Raw genomic sequence first — 18745 nt, 5'->3', positions numbered from 1 at the left:
AGAGACGGATGCGGCTGTTATGTCAATGTGCCGCAACGTTGCGGAGTAGAAAGGAAAAGCCTCCGGGTGAGAATGATTGATTGGGTACCATGGAGTCACGACGATTTTGCCGCCAGAATTAGACGGCGCTATCACGTTCCCCCCTTTGCGAAGGGGGGACAGGGGGGATTTGCTCTTTGCTGGCACACTCCAAAAATCTCTTCCAGAACCGCTGTCGTTTCCAACAATACCTGCCGATCGTCGAACCTTAGCACCATCAGTCCATGTTGCAGCAGAAACAGATCGCGTGCCGCATCACGTTTACTATGCTCCCTTTGCAAGTGCTGGCTGCCATCCACCTCAATCACCAGCAGTGCCGCAGCACAATAGAAGTCAACGACATAGGGACCAACCGGTTTCTGTCGGTTGAAGTGGAGTCCAAGGAGTTGTTTGCCCCGCAGATGAGACCACAGCAGCTGCTCAGCATAAGTCATCTGCTTGCGAAGTTTGCGCGATGGCTCCTTCAACTGATGGTTGTATGGTCTAACCACGGCAAATCCCCCCTGTCCCCCCTTCGCAAAGGGGGGTACGCTCGGTCACGCGCGGCGCTTAACGATCAGCATTATCAAAGCTTCTGGAAAGGTCGGTTCAAATATACACAAGGGAGACGAGGATTCTTTGCAACCTACCCGTTTCTATTGCGATCACCCTGATGCTGTTGTAAGTTTTGACCCTGTTGCCGCAACGTTGGATCGGAGGTCGAGATGGCTCAAGGAGAACAGAGGCTGGTGGCGCTGGTTACTGGCGCGGCGCGCGGGATCGGCAGGGGAATCGCGCGGAGGCTGCTCACGGAAGGGTACGCGGTGGTGCTGACTGACATAGAGGGTGCGGCGGTTGCCGAAACGGCAGCGGGGTTCGGTGCGCCGGAGGCCGTCCTGGCGCTGCAGGCGGACGTCGCTGACGAGGCATCGGTGCAGGACCTTGTCGCCCGGGCAGTGGCCTGCTTCGGGCGGCTGGACCTGCTGGTCAACAACGCGGCGCTGGCGCGGGCACATGCGGCTCCGGTACACGAGCTTGCACTTTCCGAGTGGAACCGCGTCATCGGCACCAACCTGACCGGCGTCTTCCTCTGCAGCAAGTACGCGGTGCAGCACCTGAAGGAAAGCCGCGGCAGTATCGTCAACATCTCCTCCACCCGTGCGCTCCAATCCGAGCCCGACACCGAGGCCTATTCCGCCAGCAAGGGTGGCGTCGTGGCGCTTACCCATGCCCTCGCCATGAGCCTTGGCCCCGAGGTCCGGGTCAACTGCGTGAGCCCGGGATGGATCCACAACGGCGACGAGGCCGAGTTGCGGCCGGTCGACCACCAGCAGCACCCCGCGGGACGCGTTGGCCGCGCGGAGGACATTGCCGAAATGGTCCTCTATCTTGCCTCGCCCCGCGCCGGCTTCATCACCGGCCAGAACTTCGTGGTGGACGGCGGCATGACCCGCAAGATGATCTACGAAGAATAGCTTGTGTCTCCTCCCTCTCCCTCCGGGAGAGGGTTGGGGTGAGGGCGTTGCCGTAGGCGAGATTCCCCTTCGTGGTGTTCCCCTCACCCGCCCCCATATAAAAACGGGACGCGGCCGATGTGGCTGCGTCCCGTTTGTCGTTGTAGCGGCTCTATGCCGTCTGTTGCCGTCCCGCCTTAGCGGATCCGGTTCAACCTGTTTTGGTACAGGTAGTCCGCGCCCTGGTAGTAGGCCAGCATGTCCGCCAGCATGGTGTCTGTCACCGGCTCGCTTTTGGCGTCGCCGGTCTTGCGGTTCACCTTGTACTGCGCTGCGTACTGCTGCGGTCCCAGCACCAGGAGCTCATTCTCGGTAAGGTATCCGAGCTTCTGATAGGTCGAGATGAAGGCGCGCGGCTGCTGCCCCGATTCCTTGAAGACGTCGCGCCCGAGGAAGTCGCTCTGGTAGCTCATGTTCATCAGGCCGAGCACGGTGGGGGCGAGGTCGATCTGGCTCATCAGCTTGTCCACGCGCGCCGGCTTGATGTGGGCCGGAGAGTAGACCAGCAGCGGGATCTCATACTTCTTGATCGGGATGTCACTCTTGCCGGCGCTGCCTGCGCAGTGGTCGGCGATGATGACGAAGATGGTGTCCTTGAACCAGGGCTTGCTGCTCGCCTCAGCGATCAGCCTGCCGATGGCGTAGTCGGCGTATTTCACCCCGCCGTCGCGCCCCGTCTTGGACGGGATATCGATCCTGCCCGCGGGGTAGGTGAAGGGACGGTGGTTAGAGGTGGTCATCACCATGGAGAAGAAGGGTTTGTGTGCCGCGAACGACTTGTCTCCCTCCTTGATCACCTTGCGGAACAGGTCTTCGTCGCACACGCCCCAGACGTTGGCGAAAGTGACCTCGTCCTTGGCAAAGTCGGTGCGGTCCACGATGGCATAACCGTTAGACGAGAAGAAGGCGTTCATGTTGTCGAAGTAGCCGTGCCCGGCGTAGATGTACTTGGACTGGTACCCCTTGGCGTTCATGATCTCGCCCCAGGAGCGGAAGCCACCGTTGTTGGGACGCTTCACGATGGAGGTGCCGGGCAGCGGCGGAACGGAGAGGGTGATGGCCTCCAGACCGCGGATGGTGCGGGTGCCGTTGGCGTAGAGGTTGGTGAACAGAAGCGACTGGGAGGCAAGGCGGTCCAGGTTCGGGGTGAGTCCCTTGTTGTTGCCGAAGGTGCCCAGGTACTCCGCCGACAGGCTCTCCTCGGTCACTACCACCACGTTGAGGTGCTTTTCCGGCCCCTCGGCGCGGATGGCGCGGGTGAAACGTTCCGATTTGGGATCGACGAAGCTGTTGTTCCTCTCCGCAACCAAGGTCCTCAGCCGCGTGTTGACCTGGTTCTGCGGCAGGGTGCGGTAGAACCTTGTGAAGGAAAGCTCGTTGTTGATGAAGGCGGCAAACAGGTTGTAGACCCCGTTGCCCGCGATCTCGTTGACGTAGTTGTTCTTCGATATGGTCGATTGCGAGATGTTGACCACGCCGTACGAGAGGACCACGGGGAGCAGCAGCAGGAAACCGGTGCGGTGGTAGGCGCCGTTGAACGTCAGCTCCGCCCCGCGGGTCAGCGGTTTTCTCAGCACCCAGCAAATCGCCGCCGCGGCCGCGCCGATACCGGAGAAGATGGCGGAAAGCGGGTAGGATTCGCGGATGTTGCCAATCACCTCGTGGGTGTAGACCAGGTAGTCGATGGCGATGAAGTTGAAGCGGGTGCCGAACTCGTCGTAGAAGATGAACTCCGCGCAGATGTCGAAGATGAGGGCGGCGACGAACAGGGCGAAGAAAAAGCGCACCAGCCATATGTGCCAGCGGTGCGTCGCCACCTTGCGCGGTACCAGGATCAGGTACAGCGCCAACGGCAGGATGGCGTAGGCCAGCGTCGCCAGGTCGAAGTAGAACCCTGCGGCAGCGGCCTTGAGCAGCAGTGCGAGTTTGAGGCCGGCCCCTTTCGGGGTGGCGGCTGCCAGCATGATGCGGATGGCGGTGTTGACTGCGAGGAAGGTACAGGAGACGAAGGCAACTAGCCCAAGTCGTCGTTGCGGCATAGGGGAACCTCTTTTACTTTTCTGATGGCAAAATAACACTGTATCTTAGGATATTGCTCGTTGCCGTTGCATTGCAGGTAGATGACATTTTTGTCATGTGGCTAGTCGACGGCCTCGCCTTTCGCGTCGAGCACGGCGCGCACCTTGGCAGCCAGGTCGTTCATGGTGAAGGGCTTCGAGATGAAGTTCACCCCCTGGTCCAGCACACCGTGGTGCGCGATCACGTTGGCAGTGTAGCCTGACATGTAGAGGCACTTGACCTTGGGGCAGAAGGGAAGCAGCCTGCGCACCAGCTCCCTGCCGTTCATGTCCGGCATCACCACGTCGGTGATGACCAGGTCGATCCGGTCGCGGTGTTGCTGCGCCAGTTCCAGCGCGTCTCCCGGTTTCGCTGCCGGCAGTACCTGGTACCCCTGCAGGGTCAACAGCGAGACGGCGACGTTCAGGATGCTGGCTTCGTCCTCGACCAGCAGGATGGTTTCGCTGCCGCCGTGGCAGGGTGCCGGGGCTGCTTCGGGCAACGGCCGTGCGCCCTCCTCGGTGTGCCGCGGCAGGTAGATCTTGAACGTGGTCCCTTCCCCCAGCTCACTGTAGGTATTGATGAAGCCGTTGTTCTGCTTCACGATGCCGTACACGGTGGCGAGCCCCAGCCCGGTTCCGCGCCCTATCTCCTTGGTCGAGAAGAACGGCTCGAAGATCTGGGCCATGGTCTCCCGGTCCATGCCGCAGCCGTCGTCGCTCACCGCCAGCAGGACGTACTCGCCAGGGACGAAGTCGAAATGCGCGTTGCAGTACTCCGCGTCGAAGGAGACATTGCCGGTTTCGATGGTGATCTTTCCGATATCGGTGATGGCATCGCGCGCGTTGACGCAGAGGTTGGCCAGGATCTGGTCCAACTGCGAGGGGTCCATGCACACTTTCCAGAGATCCCGGCCTGGGTTCCAGGCGAGGTCGATGTCCTCTCCCACCAAGCGCTTGAGCATCTTCAGCATCTCTTCCACCGCGCCGTTCAGGTTCAGCGCCCTGGGGGCGATGGTCTGCTTGCGGGCGAAACCCAGCAACTGGCTGGTGAGCGCTGCCGATTTCTCTGCCGCATGCTGGATCCCCTCAAGCCGCACCAGGGTCGGGTGTCCCGCCCCCAGCTCTCGCATCCCCAGTTGGGCCAGTCCCATGATCACGGTGAGCAGGTTGTTAAAGTCGTGCGCAATGCCTCCCGCGAGACGTCCCACCGATTCCATTTTCTGGGCCTGCTGCAGCTGGTGCTCCAGGCGCTGCCGCTCCGTCTCGGCCCGTTTCAGCTCGGTGACGTCCGATACCAGCACGTAAAACCCGTGCACCGAGCCCTCGACCAGGTCGGGGATGTAGTGGGACCAGACGTAGGCGGTCTCGCCGTCGCGCTTCACCAGCGTCCTTTGGAAGTGCTGGGGCTCTCCCGCCAGCACCGCGCGCACGTGCGGCTCGTTCTGGAGGAAGAGCTCTTCTCCCAGGAGGGCGCGCATGGTGGAGCCGATGATCTCGTCGTTATTCTTGCCGAACCAGTCCCGGTAGGGCCGGTTGGCGAAGCCGCAGGTCAGGTCCCCGTTCCAGTAGCCCACCAAGCCCGGCAGGTGATCCGTCAGCAGGCGCAGGAAGCGCTCGTTGGCCTCGAGGGCGGTCTCGAACCTCTTTCTCTCGGTGATGTCCTCGGTGAAGATAACGATGCCGCCGACCTCACCCGCCGCCTGGTACCAGGGGCGGATCTCCCATCTGACGTACTGCAGCGACCCATCGGCGCGCCGGAATTCTTCCGCCTCCTCGCGCAGGGTCTCCCCGGCCAGGCCGCGGCGATGGCACTCTTTCCAGTACTCGGGGATTTCGGGGAAGACCTCGTAGTGGGACAGGCCAATGATGTCGCGCTCCCCCAGGCCGTACATGGAAAGCCAGCGGCGGCTTACCTCCATGTAGCGCATGTCGCGGTCGAACATGGCCAGCGATGCGGGGGCGGATTCGAAGAACAGGCGCAACTGCGCGTTCTTCTGGCTCAGGTTCTCCAGGTTTTCCAAGCGACCGCGGTCGGCGGCTGCCAACTGCCCCAGCAGCCGGTTGATCAGGATGTACAGCAGGGTGGCGGTACAGAGGATGAAGACGAACCCCTTGGCCACAGCGATTTGCAGCAGCATCCCCTTGTCATCGATGAGCAGGTCGATGATGTGATCGGATCCGTAGATCCAGGCCAGCCCGAAAATGGCGTAGATCACCACTATGCGCACCGTCTGGTTCTGGATCAGCGGGCGGCCGGGATGCCCTCCCGCTCGTTCCTGGTCATATACGGGCAACGGATGCTCCTGTCTCCCCATGTTGGGGGGGCGGAAAGCGCAGGGTTACCACGGTTCCCGCGCCGGGCCGGCTGGCTACCGAGGCGGTGCCGCCGTGAAGGTTCATGATCGAGCGCACGATGGCGAGGCCGAGTCCGCTCCCCTGGTTGTAGATCTGGCGGGCCTGCGGCGAGCGGTAGAACCGGTCGAACACGCGCGGCAGCTCGGCGGGGTCGACCCCCATGCCGTCGTCCTCGACGGCAATTTCCAGTCCCCCCTCGTCGGTGCACCTCAATTTCACCCTGATCTCGCCGCATCGGGAGCCGTAGTGCAGGGCGTTGGAGATGATGTTGCCCACGGCGCGCTGGAACAGGTTGGGGTCGACGCTCACCTCTCCGTCCCCCTCGATCACGATCGCCGTGTGCTGTTCCTCGGCCAGGGTGCCGTAGTACTCTGCCAGCCGTTCCACTTCGGCCCGTGCGTCGATCAGCACCGGCTGGTAGGCACGGTCCGGCCGCGCCAGGAACAGGATGTCCACCACCATGCGGGACAGCCGCTCATATTCCTCGATGGCCGACTCGATGATGCGGCGGTATTCCTCCTCCGAGCGCGCCCGGGAGAGCGCGACCTCGGCCTCCCCCCGCAGGTTGTTGATCGGGGTACGCAGCTCGTGGGCCAGGTTGGCGGAGAATTCCGAGAGGCGGGCGAAGGATTCCTCCAGCCTCCCCAGCATGGCGTCCAGCGCCACGGTGAGCTGGTCCAGTTCGCGCGGCCAACTCGCTGTCCCGATGCGCTGGTGCAGGTCCGCCTCGGTAATGTGTGCCACCTTTTCCGCCATCTCCTGTAGCGGCCGCAATCCCCGGCGGGCGATCGCTACCCCGGAAAGCGCTGCCAGCAGCAGGCCGGTCACCACCGCCACCGCGGTCCGGATCAGGTACTTCGACATCAGTTCATCTTCGTCGGTGATCTCCAGCGCGACCTGGATCAGCCGGTAATGGGGAGCGCCGGCCCGCTCTGCCCAGGCGGCATTGAGCACGTAGTGCCTCTTGTCGGGAGCGCGGTACTTGCGGCCGCGACTGATCTTCTCGGTACTGGTCACCGCTGGGGGGAACAGATCAACCGCGAGCACAGCCATCCCCGGGGACTGCATCAGGGTGTGCCCCTCGGCATCCTGGATCCGCACCAGGTGCCGGTTCGGCTGCCCCGGCTTGTTGACCGGGATCTGGTCCCTCAGGGCGTCGGGATGGCGGGCGATGATGTCCCTGAGCGTCCCGATACGCTCCACAAGGAAATCGTTGTCCTCGTAGTCGAGGTCTTTATAAAGGGTCTTGAACTGGAACCAGTTGGTGCAGAGGAGGATCAGCAGGGTGGCGATCAGGTAGAAACCCACCAGCCGGGCGGTAATCGAGCTGGAGTGGGGACGGTCAGGCCACTTCATCGATGACATAGCCGACCCCCCTGATGGTGTGGATGAGCTTCAGGGTAAACGGGTCGTCCACCTTTTTCCTCAACCTCCTGATGGCGACGTCCACTACGTTGGTGTCGCTGTCGAAGTTGATCCCCCAGACCTGCTCCGAGATGGTGGTGCGGGAGAGGACCTCGCCGCGGCGCCTGAGCATCAGCGCGAGCAGCTGGAACTCCTTGACGGTCAGGTCGAGGGTCTGGCCGCCGCGTCGGGCCTTGTGCCGGACCAGGTCCAGTTCCAGGTCTGCCAACTTGAGCAGTTCGGCCTGCTGAAGCGGGTGCCGGCGCAGGATGATCCTGATCCGCGCCAGCAGTTCCGAGAAGGCGTAGGGCTTCACCAGGTAATCGTCGGCCCCAAGTTCCAGGCCGTGCACCCGGTCGTGCACCGCGTCGCGCGCGGACAGGAAGATCACCGGGACGTCCTTGCCCGCCTCCCTGAGTTCCTGGATGATGGCCCATCCCCCCTTGATGGGGAGCATCACGTCGAGGATGATCAGGTCGTACTGCTCGGTCATGGCCAGGTGCAGGCCATCCTCGCCGTCGTTGGCGATGTCGACGCTGAAGCCGTTCTCGGTGAGCCCCTTTTTCAGGTAGTTGGCGGCCTTGTGCTCGTCTTCGATGATCAGGATGCGCATCCGACTCTCCACTGCTCATGAAATACCCGCAAGAGTATATATCATTGGAGAGCCGGACGCGATAACTATAATAAACAACAGCGTCTACACCCTGAACCACCCCACCATGCCGTTCAACTCGGTGGCCAGCTGGGACAGGCTCCCCGAGGAGTGCCTGATGTCGGTGAAGGAGCTTCTGAGCTCTTTCGCTATCTCGTGCACCCCCTCCATGTTCTGCGAGACTTCGCTGCTGGTGGAGGACTGTTCCTCGGCGGCCACCGCGATCCTTTGCACCATGTCCGCCACCTGTTCGACGTAGCTCACGATTTCGCCGATGGCCACCAGGGTCTGCTGTACCTGCCCCTGGACCTTCTGCACCGACTCCCTTTCTTCCTGCATGTAGTCGACCGAGGAGCGGACGCTGTTCTGCATGGTTTTGACGGTCTGCGCGATCTCCTGGGTCGCGGTGCCGGTCCGCTCGGCCAGCTCCCGCACGTTGTCGGCGACCACGGCGAAACCGCGCCCCTGCTCGCCGGCGCGCGCCGCCTCGATGGCTGCGTTCAGGGCCAGGAGGTTGGTCTGGTTGGCGATGTCATTGATCAGGGTGACCACGTCGGAGATCTCCTCGGACTGTTTGCCCAGCGACTCCACCTTTTGGGCCGCCTGCTGCACCGACTCGGCGAAGCGGTCCAGCTCCCGGGCCGTTTCCGTCATCGCCTGCTTGCCGCGTTCTGCAATCCCCTTCATCTTGGTGGCCGCATCCGAGGTGTCGCTGGAGTTGCGTGCCACCTCGATGGTGGTCTGGGTCATCTCGGTCATGGCGGTCGCGGACTGGTCGATGCGGGAGGTCTGCTCTTCGGCCCCCTGCTCAAGGGCCACCGCCGTTGCCGAGAGTTCCTCGGAACTGCTGGCGAGGCTCTGGGTGGCGTCCTTGATCTTGCCCACCATGCCCCTCAGGTTGTTGACCATTTCCCCCATGGCCAGCTGCACCTTGCCCACCTCGTCGCCGCTCTTGCTGTCGATCTGTACCGCGAGATCCCCCTTGGCCACCGCCTGCGACACTGAAAGGAGCTGGGCGAGGGGTGCGGAGATGGAGCGGTAGACCCAGATGCCGAAGATGATGCCGAAGAGCACGGCGCCGAGGCTGATGGCCGCGATGAGCAGCGTGGAGAAGCGCACCATCTTGTTCACGGAGGTGATCGCTTTCTCCTGGTCCACTTGGGCGATGCTCACCGTTTTCTGCCCGCTCTCCGCCTGCTGCTTGACGATCTCGCGCAGCTTGCCCATGGCGGTAGCCGCCTTGGCCTCCATGTCGAGCCGGTTGCGGATCTTGGAGAGCACGCCGTCCTTGACGAAGAGCAACCCCTTGATGGTGGAGAGCCCACCCTCCGCCTGGTGCAGCAGGGCGGCTTCGCCGCGCGCGTTGAGCTTGGCCAGTGCCTGGGCGAGTTGGGCGTCCACCTGGGCGATGCGGCCGAAGATCCCGTTCAGCTCCGCCTCGATGGCGTCGACGTCCTTCACGCTCCCTGCGGTGAAGAGCCGTGAGGCGAGCCCGTCCACCTTGAGCCCGAGCGAGAGGAGCTCGGAATTGCTGGCCATGGCACCGGTAGCCACGGTGGAGTTGTTGAAGTAAGAGGACTGCTTGCGGCTTTCCGAGGAGAGGGTGTCGGCGGCCATGGCCGCCTCCTGCTCCAGCACCAGGTTGACTGCGTTCATCTTCTGGGTGAGTTCGGAGAAGAGCTGGTCGCGCGCCGAGGTATCGGTCACCCCCGGCTCGAGTGTCGCCCCTTGCGCCTTGCCGAAGGGGGCGATTTTGCTGTTCAGGTACTTGAGGTCGGCAGAGATGCTGCTGGAGCTTTTAGCCAACTCGTTTTGCAGCGCCTTGTTCATGGCGGAGTTGCACTTGGCCAGCGAGATGAGGACCGCCTTCTTCCCCTGGGCCTTGCTTACCTCCAGCAGGCCCAGGTGGAAGTCCTTCAGGGTCAGTTTGAGCGCCTCGACGTTGCGCACCCGGTCCGAGACCCCCTTGGTTTCGGTCACCGACCTGCTGTAGGAGGTGGAGCTGGACGCCTGCAGCCCCTTGATCTTGGCGTCCAGTTCCCTGAGGCGCGTGGTCGCCTCGCGCATCCGCTCCGTGATGGCCTTGTTGGCCGCGGCCGCGTCCTCTTCGGCCTGCAGCTTCCCCTTGGTGACCGTGAAGATCTCGCCCGCGATGCTGGTCAGCGCCTGGTGCGCCTCGATCTTCGCGTCACCCGAGAGCGCCTGTAGCGCGCCCTGGCCCTTGTCCACCAGGGCCAGCGACTTTTCCGCCTCAGTCTTGCCGGTCTCGAACTCGGTGCGGGTTCGGGAGGCGCTGGCCTTGATCAGGTCGGCCGTTGCCTCCTGGATTTCGCGCTGGAACTCCACCGTCCTCATCTGGAAGGGGGTGCTGCGCTGGGTGAGATCCTGGAGTTTGCTGTCGACAAAGCGCATGCCGACGATGCTGGCGATGGCGACTCCGGCAACGATCAGGATTACGGTGACTACGTTCAGGGTGAGTTTGGTCTTGATAGTCATGCTCATGCATCTACTCCGGTCTGCGGGCGCTGGGGAAACGGTGGTCGGGTTACTGCTTGATGTATTGTTGTCCCTCTCCCTTGATAAAGGAGATCAGCTTCTGCACCTTGGGCGAGGGCGCACCCTTGGTGATCACGATGACCGGCCGCGCCACGTCAGGGGTCTTCACGGTCTTGATGGTGGCGTCCAGCATGGTGATCGGACCGAATGCGATCGCCTCCGGGTTGGCGGCGACCTTTTCACGCACGTCCTCGAACCTGCCCGCATCGACCACGTCGGTCGCAAAGGGTGCGTCGCCCAGGGCGAGCTTCTTAAAGGCGGCGTTGGTGGCGGGATTGATCGAGGACAGGACGATCAGGATCGGGGCGTCGTTGCCACCTACCTCTTTCCAGTTGGTGATCTTGCCGGTGAAGATCCCTTTCAGCTGGTCCATGGTGAGTGCGGTGACGGGGTTGTCCTTGTGGCTGACCGTGTAGATCTTGCTGGCGCCGATCTCGGTGGCGACGTAGGCGGACGGGTCGGCGACCTCGATGTTCTCCTTCTTCGCGGTCTTGACGAGGTCGGCAAAGGCGAGACCCGCAGCGGAAACGTCGAGCTCTCCTGCCATCAGCTGCTTAAAGGCGAGGGTGGCGCTGCTGAAGTTGAGGTTTACATTGATGCCGGTGCTCTTCTCGAAAGGTTCCTTCACCGGTTTCAGATAGCCGTCGATGGGAGCGCCGCCCCCTCCCGCCTTGATCTCTTCGCCCATGGCGGTGCTGCCGAAGACCATCGATGCAACGAGTGCCAGACAGATCATCCCTCTTTTCATAACTGCGTACCCTCCTGGTTTGGTAGGTCTCTTGACGAGACGGGAAAAGTTGCTCCGAACGACAGGCGTCGTTAGGTCGTTACTGCTTGATGTACTTTTTCCCCTCGCCGTTGATGAAGTCGAGGAGCTTTTGGACCTTGGCCGAGGGCTTTCCCTTGGTGAGCAGGGTGATGTCGCGCGCCAGTTCCGGCGTCTGCACCGCCTTGACCGACTCGTCTACCAGCGACAGCGGGCCGAAGCCGATGGCGGAGGGGTTGGAGGCGACGTTGAGCCTGACGTCCTCGGCCGTGGTGGCGTCGATGACGTCCTTGGCGACCGCCTTGTCCCCCATGAACTTCTTGAAGAACATGCTGTTGGTACCGGGAGTCAGCTTGCCGATCACCACCAGGATCGGCACATCCTCACCGCCCAACTCCTTCCAGGATCCGATCGCTCCGGAGAATATCCCCTGCAGCTGCTCGGCGCTCAACTGGTTAACCTTGTTCTCCTTGTGTACCAGTACCTTGATCTTGTCCTTGCCGATGACGACCGGGGCAAAGGCAGTCGGCTGCCCCACCTCGGCTCCTTCCTTCTTCATCAGAGCCAGCCAGTCCTGGTAGGTAAGCCCCGCAGCGGCGGCGTCCACTTCCCCTTTCTGCAGGTCCAGGAAAGCGTTTTTGGGGCCGGAGGCGACGATGTAGAGCTTGAGGCCAGTGGCCTGTTCGAATGCGGCGCGGATCGGCTTCAGGATGTTCTCGGTGGGCGCACCCCCCGCACCGATCTTGAGTTCCTCGGCGCCTGCCTGAGCCGCGAGCCCTGCCAGTAAAGACATGATAATAACTGCCGCAACACGTATTACTCTCATAGGTAATTCCTCCTGCTCACAGATTGAAATGACACAAAGCAACGACTGTCAAGTAGACGCATTGGGTTCTATTCGACAGGACTCTGAAGAAACTTGAAGATTAAGCTGGAAGAGTAGTGCATACGCTAAGACAAAAAGGTGTTCTTGTTGCGATAACGTAGTTACTAAGAGGAGTGGTGTAATGAGGAGCCGTGAATACCCGGCTCCTTTGGGGACAGTTAAAGCCGGACCTGCTGCACCACCTGCTGCAATTCCCCGGAGTTGGTGTGCACCTGCGCTGCCGCACTCGGCGCCCCTGGTCTCGCTCTGGATCGCCTTGAACATCTCGCCGGTCTCCCTGGTGGCCCGGGTAGTTCGTTGCGCCAGCGCGCACAGGAACCTGCAGATGGGGAGGTGATATTGTGGAGCGGCAGGTGCCGGTGAAATTTTGCATTATGAAATTTTTATGGCACGATTTTAACCATTGTCCTGTATCCGGGTCTATACACGCCAGCAGGAAGTGCAGCGACTGGCTGCCAGTGGAGGAAGAGACATGACCAGATCGATTCTGAGCTACATCTATCCTCCGGGGTGTTTCGCACTCCCGGAAATCAAAGAGAACCGCTGCCCGCTGTGTGGCAATTTTCAGGTCGACTGCAGCTGCACTGAATGTCAGCACCCGGTGTTGGTGGAGGGCAGAGAGCAGAGATGCGGTGTGCATGGCTGCCTCGAGCATCTCCTGGATCGCGAGCTGGTAGCGCGCATCGAGATGCTGGAGAGCCAGCTCGAAGACTTGAGAGTGGAGGCGCGGAAGAGGGAACGACCGACTGCGCCCTGCCCGGTGTGCGGCGAGGTGCTGGTCGTGGACATCTATAGTAACGGGCCGTATTCCTGCCACGGCCACTTCTATGCGGGGGAGAAGTACGGCTGGATCAAGCGGGAGCAGTACTAGCCGGTGCAGCAGCCATGGTGGTACCGGGCCCGTGGGGGAAACCCTGCGGGCCCTTGTTGTTTTGGATGATTTTCCCCGTTGCGCAGCAGCATCTCGATGGTGTATCAATCGGGGACCTTACACCGCATGGGAGAAACCATGGAGCCGCGCCAACTATTGCAGCAGATGTTTGAAGCCGCCGTTTTGTCGGCGCGTCCGGAGTCCTGCCTGGCGCGTCACCTCCCGGCGCCCCCCAAGGGACGGGTGATCGTCGTCGGAGCGGGGAAGGCGTCGGCAGCCATGGCGCGCGCCTTCGAGGACGCTTGGGAAGGGGAGATCGCCGCCGGGCTCGTGGTGACCCGCTACGGCTACCAAGTCCCCTGCCGGCGCATCGAGGTGGTGGGCGCGTCACATCCGGTCCCGGACCAGGCGGGATGCGATGCCGCGGCAAGGATGCTCGAACTGGTGCATGGACTCAGCGCCGACGACCTGGTCGTCTGCCTGATCTCCGGCGGTGGTTCTGCCTTGTTGCCCCTTCCCCTGCCCGGGGTAACCCTTGCGCAAAAGCAGGAGCTCAGCCGGGAGCTGTTGCGCTGCGGAGCCGTCATCTCCGAGATCAACTGCGTGCGCCGCCATCTCTCCGCCATCAAAGGAGGGAGGCTTGCCGCCGCATGCCACCCCGCCCGCGTGCTCACCCTCGCTATTTCCGATGTTCCCGGTGACGACCCTGTCGACATCGCTTCCGGTCCCACCGTCGGCGATGTCACCACCTGTGCCGATGCGCTTGCCATCATCGACCGCTACCGTATCGCACTGCCCGAGTCGTTGCGTGAGTGTCTCGAATCCGGTCGGGGCGAATCGGTGCCGCCGGACGACCCGCGCCTGGTTCATGCGCAGTTTCGCCTGATCGCCACCCCCCAGGCGGCGCTGGAAGCCGCGGCGCAGGTAGCACAGCGTAACGGCGTCGCCGCGCACATCCTGAGCGATCGCATGGAGGGTGAATCGAGAGAGGTGGGCAAGGTCCTGGCGGCGCTGGCCTTGCAAGTGGCACGGCGCGGTCAACCTTTTGCCGCCCCCTGCGTCCTGTTGTCGGGAGGGGAGACCACGGTAACGGTGCGGGGGGGCGGACGTGGCGGCCCCAACGTGGAATTCCTACTGGCGCTCGCACTGGCGCTGCAGGGTGAAAAGGGAATTTACGCGGTGGCGGGTGATACTGACGGGGTGGATGGCCAGGCAGAGATAGCAGGAGGCTTCGTGAGCCCGGAACTTTTGCTGCGGGCCTGGGGGATGGGGATCAACCCCAGGCAAAGCCTCGATGACAACGACGGGCACGGCTTCTTCGCGGCCTTGGGGGAAACGCTGGTGACCGGCCCTACACTCACCAACGTGAACGATTTCAGGGCTATTCTCATCGCCGGCTGATCAGACCCGACTCTCAGTCATCATCTTTTTCATCACGAGGACCAGAAAAGCAACCGCGACGATGAGGGCCGTGTCTTCCAAGGACTGCAAGGACTTGAAGGTCAAGGCCGAGTGGCTGTAGTAATCGGACAGGTAGCGCGCCAGGCCGGCAAACAGTGAGACCAGGATTGCTCCGCGTGCCCCTCCCTGCCAGGAAACGAGGGATACCGGGGCGAGGTAGAAAAGCAGCAGAGAATAATCGCCGGTAAGGTAGTCGACATACCCGAGCGCCACGACTGCTATATATCCTGTCGTTACCCATCCCTGCCCGGTGTTGAGGACCTTACGCATGGAACACCCCTGAGTTGCCCGCGAAGTGGGGCGAGTCGCTACTCTACGGTGTGATACTAAAAAAGCCGCCCGATGTCGACCAACGGGCGGCTTTTGATGCTACAGGTGAAAAGTGGATTACTTCGCAGCCGGAGCAGCTTCAGCAGCCGGAGCTGCTTCTTTCTTCTCGGCTTTCTTAGCAGCTTTCTTTGCTTTTTTCTTCTTAGCAGCTTTTTTCACCGGAGCTTTTTCTTCTTTCTTAACTTCAGCAGCCGGAGCAGCAGCCGGAGCAGCGTCAGCAGCGAAAACAACACCAGCGAAAGCAACAGCAACGAGAGCAGCAACTACGGAAGAAACGATCTTTTTCATGTGAAAATCTCCTAGTATGAATTTGAACTTCTGCCCTTCATAGAGCATCAGTCGTGCCAGCTTTTCAAAAAAATGCTAAGAGCCCGATTTTACTAGCACCGACTATGGTTGAGCCCCTTAGGCACCGGCTCCGGAATACCTTATTTGCTTCAGTGTCTACCGCAAATGAGGTAAAGACGGTAGCTCATATGTGAACTTCTCCGCTGAGTCAATGCGCCGCAGCAACCAGGGATAATCAGAAGGGGCACCGTGCGAACGGTGCCCCTTCTTTTACATTTGCTCTATCACAGAGAAAAGGCACGTCCTCATAGCGGGCCTTTCTGATGGCATAAGTGATGGTAGTGATCCTGTTAGATTGTAAAGAGGGACGATGAGTGTACACTGGACATGTTTTTCAAGCAGTTACAGGGAGCACTGCTCAACAAGCGAGACAATCGCAGCTTTAAGGAGGGAACATGGACAATATGGGGCAGTATCAGCAACTCGCCGTAACGTATGCCACTGAGTACGGTACCAAACTTGTCGCAGTAATCCTGTTCTGGCTTGTGGGGCGCTGGCTCATCGGTTTGGTCGGGCGCATGCTGCAGGGGGTACTGGAGAGACAGAAGGTCGACCCAACCCTGATGCGTTACATCGGCAACTTCGTTTCCGTCACCCTCAATATCGTGTTGGTGGTCGCCATCCTTGGCTACTGCGGCATTCAGACCACAACGTTTGCCGCTTTGGTCGCCGGTGTCGGCATCGCGATAGGCGCCGCCTGGGGCGGCCTGCTCGCGAACCTCGCCGCGGGGATCTTTCTCATCGTGCTGCATCCGTTCAAGGTCGGCGATTTCGTCACCGCCGCAGGGGTGACCGGGACTATCAAGGAGATCGGGCTGTTCATCACCTCGATCAACACGCCGGACAACGTCCTGACCATGGTCGGTAACAACAAGATTTTCGGAGATACCATTCAGAACTTTTCGCTCAACGCGTTCCGGCGGGTCGAAATGAAGTGCCAACTCTCCGGCGAGGCCGATCACGTCGCCGCCATGTTGCTTTTGCGGGAGAAACTCGCGCAAGTTACCAACGTCCTGCCCGATCCCCAGGTGCAGGTGGAGATACTGGAGTTCACCGCGCTCGGGCCGGTGCTGGCCGTGCGTCCTTTCTGTCACAATGATCATTATTGGCAGGTGTACTTCGATGGCAACAAGGTGATCCGCGAGAGTCTCGCTGCCGCTGGTTTCCCGGCGCCGATGCCGGTACAGACGGTGATGCTGCAGAAACAGTTTGCCTGTTGATGGGCGGATTGATCAGCGGGCATGACCAGCGCCATCCGCCGCCGCGGTTTGACTTGCGCAAGTAAGCTGTTATGAATTTACCGTTCAGCACTCACAAATCTTAAGGAGGAAAGAGGATGAAACTGATAGCAGCGTTAACGGGAATCACTTTGCTTGCCGCGAGCACCGTCTATGCAGCTCCCAAGACTTACCAGGTGACCGGTCCGGTCCTCGAAGTCAAGGATGACATGATCGTAGTCCAGAAGGGCAGCGAGAAGTGGCAGATCGCGAAGGACAAGGAGACCAAGGTTACCGGCGATGTAAAAGTCGGCAGCAAAGTAACCATCATGTATAGCATGAAAGCAGCCAGCATCGAGGCTAAGGACGGCGCTGCCAAGCCGGAGAAGAAGGAAAAGAAAAAGTAGCCGACAACGGACAGTGAGTGGGCCCAGGGGGAGGATCTGACATGAAAGACAAAAGCGTCGTCTACAGCTTGAGGGTCGCGGCCTTTGCCGTGGTCTTCGTGGCAGGGTACGTCTGTGGCTCGATCACCGAGCAGAGGGCCAACGCCCAGATGGGAGACTTGGGGGCGGAACTGCTGCAGAGGGCCGCCGGCAGCGGAGGCGTGATCGGCAGTGTAGCCCAGTTGGGCACCACCATCACCGAAATGGAGAAGAACGTAAGCGGCCTGCAGAAGAACATCGACACCTTGAAGAAGGTGAAGACGGCGCTGGGCGGCAAATAGTGGCCACTGCGAATAGGTGAAGGGAGGAAAGGTGTCGTGATGCCAACAAGGTATGGCGTCACACATTAAATGTCGTTTACATGGATTCCTCGGTAGGATATGCTGCCTCCGAAATAGCAAGGACCGATACACGAAAATACTAAACCATCCGCGAGGATGGGACGGAAAGCCTACAGGGTCTCACCGAGACAGCCGGGTCGCCGAAATATCATTCCAGATATCGAGGCCCCGGCTTTTTTGCGTCAAGAGGGCGCGGCAAAAGCCTGAGTGGCAGGGGCGGGTTTCGATACAACGGGAATATCCAGTGAACGTTCCGGGTAATTCATGATGCCGTGGGAGGGCTTATGTTTAACACGAAATGGACCTCAGATCTGGTGATCGGTATTGAAGACGTCGACCAGTGCCACAAGTACGTGGTGAAGAAGATAAACGAAGCCTATGACGGCTTTGTGACGGGTACGCCCCCTGAGGATTACCTTCTCGACGAAATCCTGGTCTACATGTCGCAGTGTTTCGACTACGAGCAGATGCTGATGATGGATACCTGCTACCCGGACTTCCTGGCGCACCGGGATGAACATGAGCTGTTCAGGCAGAGGATGATAGACGTCCGTACCTCTCGCAATGCGGGCGGGAGCCTGAACATCAACCGACTGGTCATCCTGGACCACTGGGTCAGCCGTCACATCCGTGAGTGCGATACCAAACTGGGGGCTTTCGTGGGGGAGCTCTCCGCGTCCGAGGCGAGGCGCCAGTCGGCGTGACGCTATGGCGCTTTCCCTGCCGTGGTACCGCGACAGCGGGAGTTTCGGACGTTCGCACAGGGGTTTGTTAGTAAAAATTTGTTTTCTGAAAAAAATTGTTGCAAATCGTTAACGCATCTGTTAAAAAAGTGGCCGTCAATTACAATTAGTTAAAAAAGTTCTCCGAACGGGCAAAACCAGAGTGATCTGGTGACGCAAAGCCACGGGTCCTGAATCAGGATAGCCGAGTTGCCGAAGAGATGGGTTAGCATCTTGGCACCGTTTATACAGATCAAGAGGCGCTCTCATCTTTGGCAGATGTGAGCGCCTTTTTTATTGGCGCGGCGACCGCGGCTGCAGGTTTTGAAAAAAAGAATACGTTCTCCGAACGGGCAAAACCAGAGTGATCTGGTGACGCAAAGCCACGGGTCCTGTGAAGGATAGCCGGGTTGCCGAAGAGATGGGTCAGCATCTTGGCATCCGGCAAACACCGGCTCAAGGAGCGCTCTCATCTTCGGAAGATGGAGCGCTCTTTTTTATTTTATGAAGTAGATGAGGCATGCCATGGAAAAGTTGACCAAACAGACCCTGGACCCGGAGTGGAAACGAAAGCTGACCGACTGCATGAAGGAGATAGGGCTTCTCTCCGCGCCGCACCTTCAGGTCACCTTGAACATCGCGGACTACCGCGTCTGCGACGCGACCAGGAACGAAAGAATGAAGTGATCCGGCCACCCGCCGAAAATTAAACCAGCATTGAAACAGCGGTAAGTCTCATCCCTACGGGGCAAGTGAAACCCGCGTCATCAGCCGAAGCACCGGCTGTGGCGCGGGTTT

At 60.5% G+C, this 18745-nt stretch carries 19 protein-coding genes and 3 riboswitches; of the genes, 9 read left to right on the top strand and 10 right to left on the bottom strand.

The genetic code is table 11. The annotated features are described in order from the left end of the window. Positions 1 to 131: 131 nt before the first annotated feature. Entirely contained in the window at positions 132 to 530 is a 399-nt protein-coding gene (locus K7R21_RS12295) for an endonuclease domain-containing protein (protein WP_224983612.1), read from the bottom strand. Positions 531 to 743: 213 nt separating this feature from the next. On the opposite strand from K7R21_RS12295, the gene K7R21_RS12290 reads away from it, so the two are divergent. Further along, positions 744 to 1493, top strand: coding sequence for an SDR family oxidoreductase (locus tag K7R21_RS12290; protein ID WP_224983611.1), 750 nt, complete (start codon positions 744 to 746; stop codon positions 1491 to 1493). A gap of 176 nt (positions 1494 to 1669) precedes the next feature. On the opposite strand, the gene K7R21_RS12285 is transcribed toward K7R21_RS12290, so the two are convergent. The 7 genes from K7R21_RS12285 to K7R21_RS12255 form a co-directional block, all read right to left on the bottom strand. After that, positions 1670 to 3571 (bottom strand): LTA synthase family protein, encoded by a 1902-nt coding sequence (locus K7R21_RS12285; RefSeq protein WP_224983610.1) that lies wholly within the window; start codon positions 3569 to 3571, stop codon positions 1670 to 1672. A gap of 101 nt (positions 3572 to 3672) precedes the next feature. Further along, positions 3673 to 5886 carry a hybrid sensor histidine kinase/response regulator gene (locus K7R21_RS12280; RefSeq protein WP_224983609.1) on the bottom strand — a complete coding sequence of 738 codons (2214 nt, stop codon included), beginning with the start codon at positions 5884 to 5886 and terminating at the stop codon, positions 3673 to 3675. Further along, entirely contained in the window at positions 5873 to 7312 is a 1440-nt protein-coding gene (locus K7R21_RS12275; protein ID WP_224983608.1) for a heavy metal sensor histidine kinase, read from the bottom strand. Before K7R21_RS12275 ends, K7R21_RS12280 begins: the two co-directional genes overlap by 14 nt. Then, complete coding sequence (locus K7R21_RS12270; protein ID WP_224983607.1) at positions 7290 to 7964, bottom strand: heavy metal response regulator transcription factor; 675 nt, start codon at positions 7962 to 7964, stop codon at positions 7290 to 7292. Before K7R21_RS12270 ends, K7R21_RS12275 begins: the two co-directional genes overlap by 23 nt. An 84-nt stretch (positions 7965 to 8048) precedes the next feature. After that, a complete protein-coding gene (locus K7R21_RS12265; RefSeq protein WP_224983606.1) occupies positions 8049 to 10505 on the bottom strand; it encodes a methyl-accepting chemotaxis protein in 2457 nt (818 codons plus the stop codon). Between the two features lie 43 nt (positions 10506 to 10548). Further along, positions 10549 to 11307 carry a substrate-binding domain-containing protein gene (locus K7R21_RS12260; protein ID WP_224983605.1) on the bottom strand — a complete coding sequence of 253 codons (759 nt, stop codon included), beginning with the start codon at positions 11305 to 11307 and terminating at the stop codon, positions 10549 to 10551. 79 nt (positions 11308 to 11386) lie between these two features. Beyond that, complete coding sequence (locus K7R21_RS12255; RefSeq protein ID WP_224983604.1) at positions 11387 to 12151, bottom strand: substrate-binding domain-containing protein; 765 nt, start codon at positions 12149 to 12151, stop codon at positions 11387 to 11389. A 181-nt stretch (positions 12152 to 12332) separates the two neighbouring features. Here K7R21_RS12255 and K7R21_RS12250 point away from each other — a divergent pair, with 181 nt between their 5' ends. The 3 genes from K7R21_RS12250 (at position 12333) to K7R21_RS12240 (ending at position 14483) form a co-directional block, all read left to right on the top strand. Then, a complete protein-coding gene (locus K7R21_RS12250; protein WP_224983603.1) occupies positions 12333 to 12548 on the top strand; it encodes a hypothetical protein in 216 nt (71 codons plus the stop codon). Between the two features lie 135 nt (positions 12549 to 12683). Then, positions 12684 to 13082 carry a hypothetical protein gene (locus K7R21_RS12245; protein ID WP_224983602.1) on the top strand — a complete coding sequence of 133 codons (399 nt, stop codon included), beginning with the start codon at positions 12684 to 12686 and terminating at the stop codon, positions 13080 to 13082. A 126-nt stretch (positions 13083 to 13208) separates the two neighbouring features. Further along, the gene (locus K7R21_RS12240; protein WP_224983601.1) at positions 13209 to 14483 is read left to right on the top strand and encodes a glycerate kinase type-2 family protein; all 1275 of its coding nucleotides are present in this window, start codon (positions 13209 to 13211) and stop codon (positions 14481 to 14483) included. Here the strand turns inward: K7R21_RS12240 and K7R21_RS12235 are convergent, their stop codons facing one another. Both K7R21_RS12235 and K7R21_RS12230 read right to left on the bottom strand, forming a co-directional pair. Next, positions 14484 to 14813 carry a hypothetical protein gene (locus K7R21_RS12235; RefSeq protein ID WP_224983600.1) on the bottom strand — a complete coding sequence of 110 codons (330 nt, stop codon included), beginning with the start codon at positions 14811 to 14813 and terminating at the stop codon, positions 14484 to 14486. A gap of 117 nt (positions 14814 to 14930) precedes the next feature. Then, positions 14931 to 15161, bottom strand: a complete 231-nt coding sequence (locus tag K7R21_RS12230; protein ID WP_199390751.1) for a hypothetical protein — start codon at positions 15159 to 15161, stop codon at positions 14931 to 14933. Between the two features lie 455 nt (positions 15162 to 15616). Here K7R21_RS12230 and K7R21_RS12225 point away from each other — a divergent pair, with 455 nt between their 5' ends. The 5 genes from K7R21_RS12225 (at position 15617) to K7R21_RS12205 (ending at position 18634) form a co-directional block, all read left to right on the top strand. Further along, positions 15617 to 16441, top strand: a complete 825-nt coding sequence (locus tag K7R21_RS12225) for a mechanosensitive ion channel family protein (protein WP_224983599.1) — start codon at positions 15617 to 15619, stop codon at positions 16439 to 16441. A 116-nt stretch (positions 16442 to 16557) separates the two neighbouring features. Continuing rightward, a complete protein-coding gene (locus tag K7R21_RS12220) occupies positions 16558 to 16845 on the top strand; it encodes a hypothetical protein (RefSeq protein WP_224983598.1) in 288 nt (95 codons plus the stop codon). A 41-nt stretch (positions 16846 to 16886) separates the two neighbouring features. After that, positions 16887 to 17165 (top strand): hypothetical protein, encoded by a 279-nt coding sequence (locus K7R21_RS12215; protein WP_224983597.1) that lies wholly within the window; start codon positions 16887 to 16889, stop codon positions 17163 to 17165. Positions 17166 to 17293: 128 nt separating this feature from the next. After that, positions 17294 to 17370: riboswitch (cyclic di-GMP riboswitch) on the top strand. Positions 17371 to 17509: 139 nt separating this feature from the next. Beyond that, a complete protein-coding gene (locus K7R21_RS12210) occupies positions 17510 to 17929 on the top strand; it encodes a bacteriohemerythrin (RefSeq protein WP_224983596.1) in 420 nt (139 codons plus the stop codon). 159 nt (positions 17930 to 18088) lie between these two features. Then, positions 18089 to 18165, top strand: a riboswitch (cyclic di-GMP riboswitch). A gap of 124 nt (positions 18166 to 18289) precedes the next feature. Beyond that, a riboswitch (cyclic di-GMP riboswitch) is annotated at positions 18290 to 18365 on the top strand. A 107-nt stretch (positions 18366 to 18472) separates the two neighbouring features. After that, positions 18473 to 18634, top strand: coding sequence for a hypothetical protein (locus tag K7R21_RS12205; protein WP_224983595.1), 162 nt, complete (start codon positions 18473 to 18475; stop codon positions 18632 to 18634). Positions 18635 to 18745 lie beyond the last annotated feature (111 nt).

Origin of the sequence: Geomonas agri, from assembly GCF_020179605.1 — a bacterium.
Classification (GTDB): Bacteria; Desulfobacterota; Desulfuromonadia; order Geobacterales; family Geobacteraceae; genus Geomonas; species Geomonas agri.
Note: the sequence above shows the minus strand (reverse complement) of the source record. Positions and strands in the feature narration are given on the sequence as shown.

Bases quoted from the DNA above. Each gene is read 5' to 3' on its own strand.
- K7R21_RS12285 (WP_224983610.1), bottom strand. From the start codon at position 3,571: ATGCCGCAACGACGACTTGGGCTAGTTGCCTTCGTCTCCTGTACCTTC.
- K7R21_RS12240 (WP_224983601.1), top strand. From the start codon at position 13,209: ATGGGAGAAACCATGGAGCCGCGCCAACTATTGCAGCAGATGTTTGAA.
- K7R21_RS12225 (WP_224983599.1), top strand. From the start codon at position 15,617: ATGGACAATATGGGGCAGTATCAGCAACTCGCCGTAACGTATGCCACT.
- K7R21_RS12275 (WP_224983608.1), bottom strand. From the start codon at position 7,312: ATGTCATCGATGAAGTGGCCTGACCGTCCCCACTCCAGCTCGATTACC.
- K7R21_RS12210 (WP_224983596.1), top strand. From the start codon at position 17,510: ATGTTTAACACGAAATGGACCTCAGATCTGGTGATCGGTATTGAAGAC.
- K7R21_RS12230 (WP_199390751.1), bottom strand. From the start codon at position 15,161: ATGAAAAAGATCGTTTCTTCCGTAGTTGCTGCTCTCGTTGCTGTTGCT.
- K7R21_RS12270 (WP_224983607.1), bottom strand. From the start codon at position 7,964: ATGCGCATCCTGATCATCGAAGACGAGCACAAGGCCGCCAACTACCTG.
- K7R21_RS12290 (WP_224983611.1), top strand. From the start codon at position 744: ATGGCTCAAGGAGAACAGAGGCTGGTGGCGCTGGTTACTGGCGCGGCG.
- K7R21_RS12260 (WP_224983605.1), bottom strand. From the start codon at position 11,307: ATGAAAAGAGGGATGATCTGTCTGGCACTCGTTGCATCGATGGTCTTC.
- K7R21_RS12255 (WP_224983604.1), bottom strand. From the start codon at position 12,151: ATGAGAGTAATACGTGTTGCGGCAGTTATTATCATGTCTTTACTGGCA.
- K7R21_RS12220 (WP_224983598.1), top strand. From the start codon at position 16,558: ATGAAACTGATAGCAGCGTTAACGGGAATCACTTTGCTTGCCGCGAGC.
- K7R21_RS12250 (WP_224983603.1), top strand. From the start codon at position 12,333: ATGAGGAGCCGTGAATACCCGGCTCCTTTGGGGACAGTTAAAGCCGGA.
- K7R21_RS12265 (WP_224983606.1), bottom strand. From the start codon at position 10,505: ATGAGCATGACTATCAAGACCAAACTCACCCTGAACGTAGTCACCGTA.
- K7R21_RS12215 (WP_224983597.1), top strand. From the start codon at position 16,887: ATGAAAGACAAAAGCGTCGTCTACAGCTTGAGGGTCGCGGCCTTTGCC.
- K7R21_RS12205 (WP_224983595.1), top strand. From the start codon at position 18,473: ATGGAAAAGTTGACCAAACAGACCCTGGACCCGGAGTGGAAACGAAAG.
- K7R21_RS12245 (WP_224983602.1), top strand. From the start codon at position 12,684: ATGACCAGATCGATTCTGAGCTACATCTATCCTCCGGGGTGTTTCGCA.
- K7R21_RS12235 (WP_224983600.1), bottom strand. From the start codon at position 14,813: ATGCGTAAGGTCCTCAACACCGGGCAGGGATGGGTAACGACAGGATAT.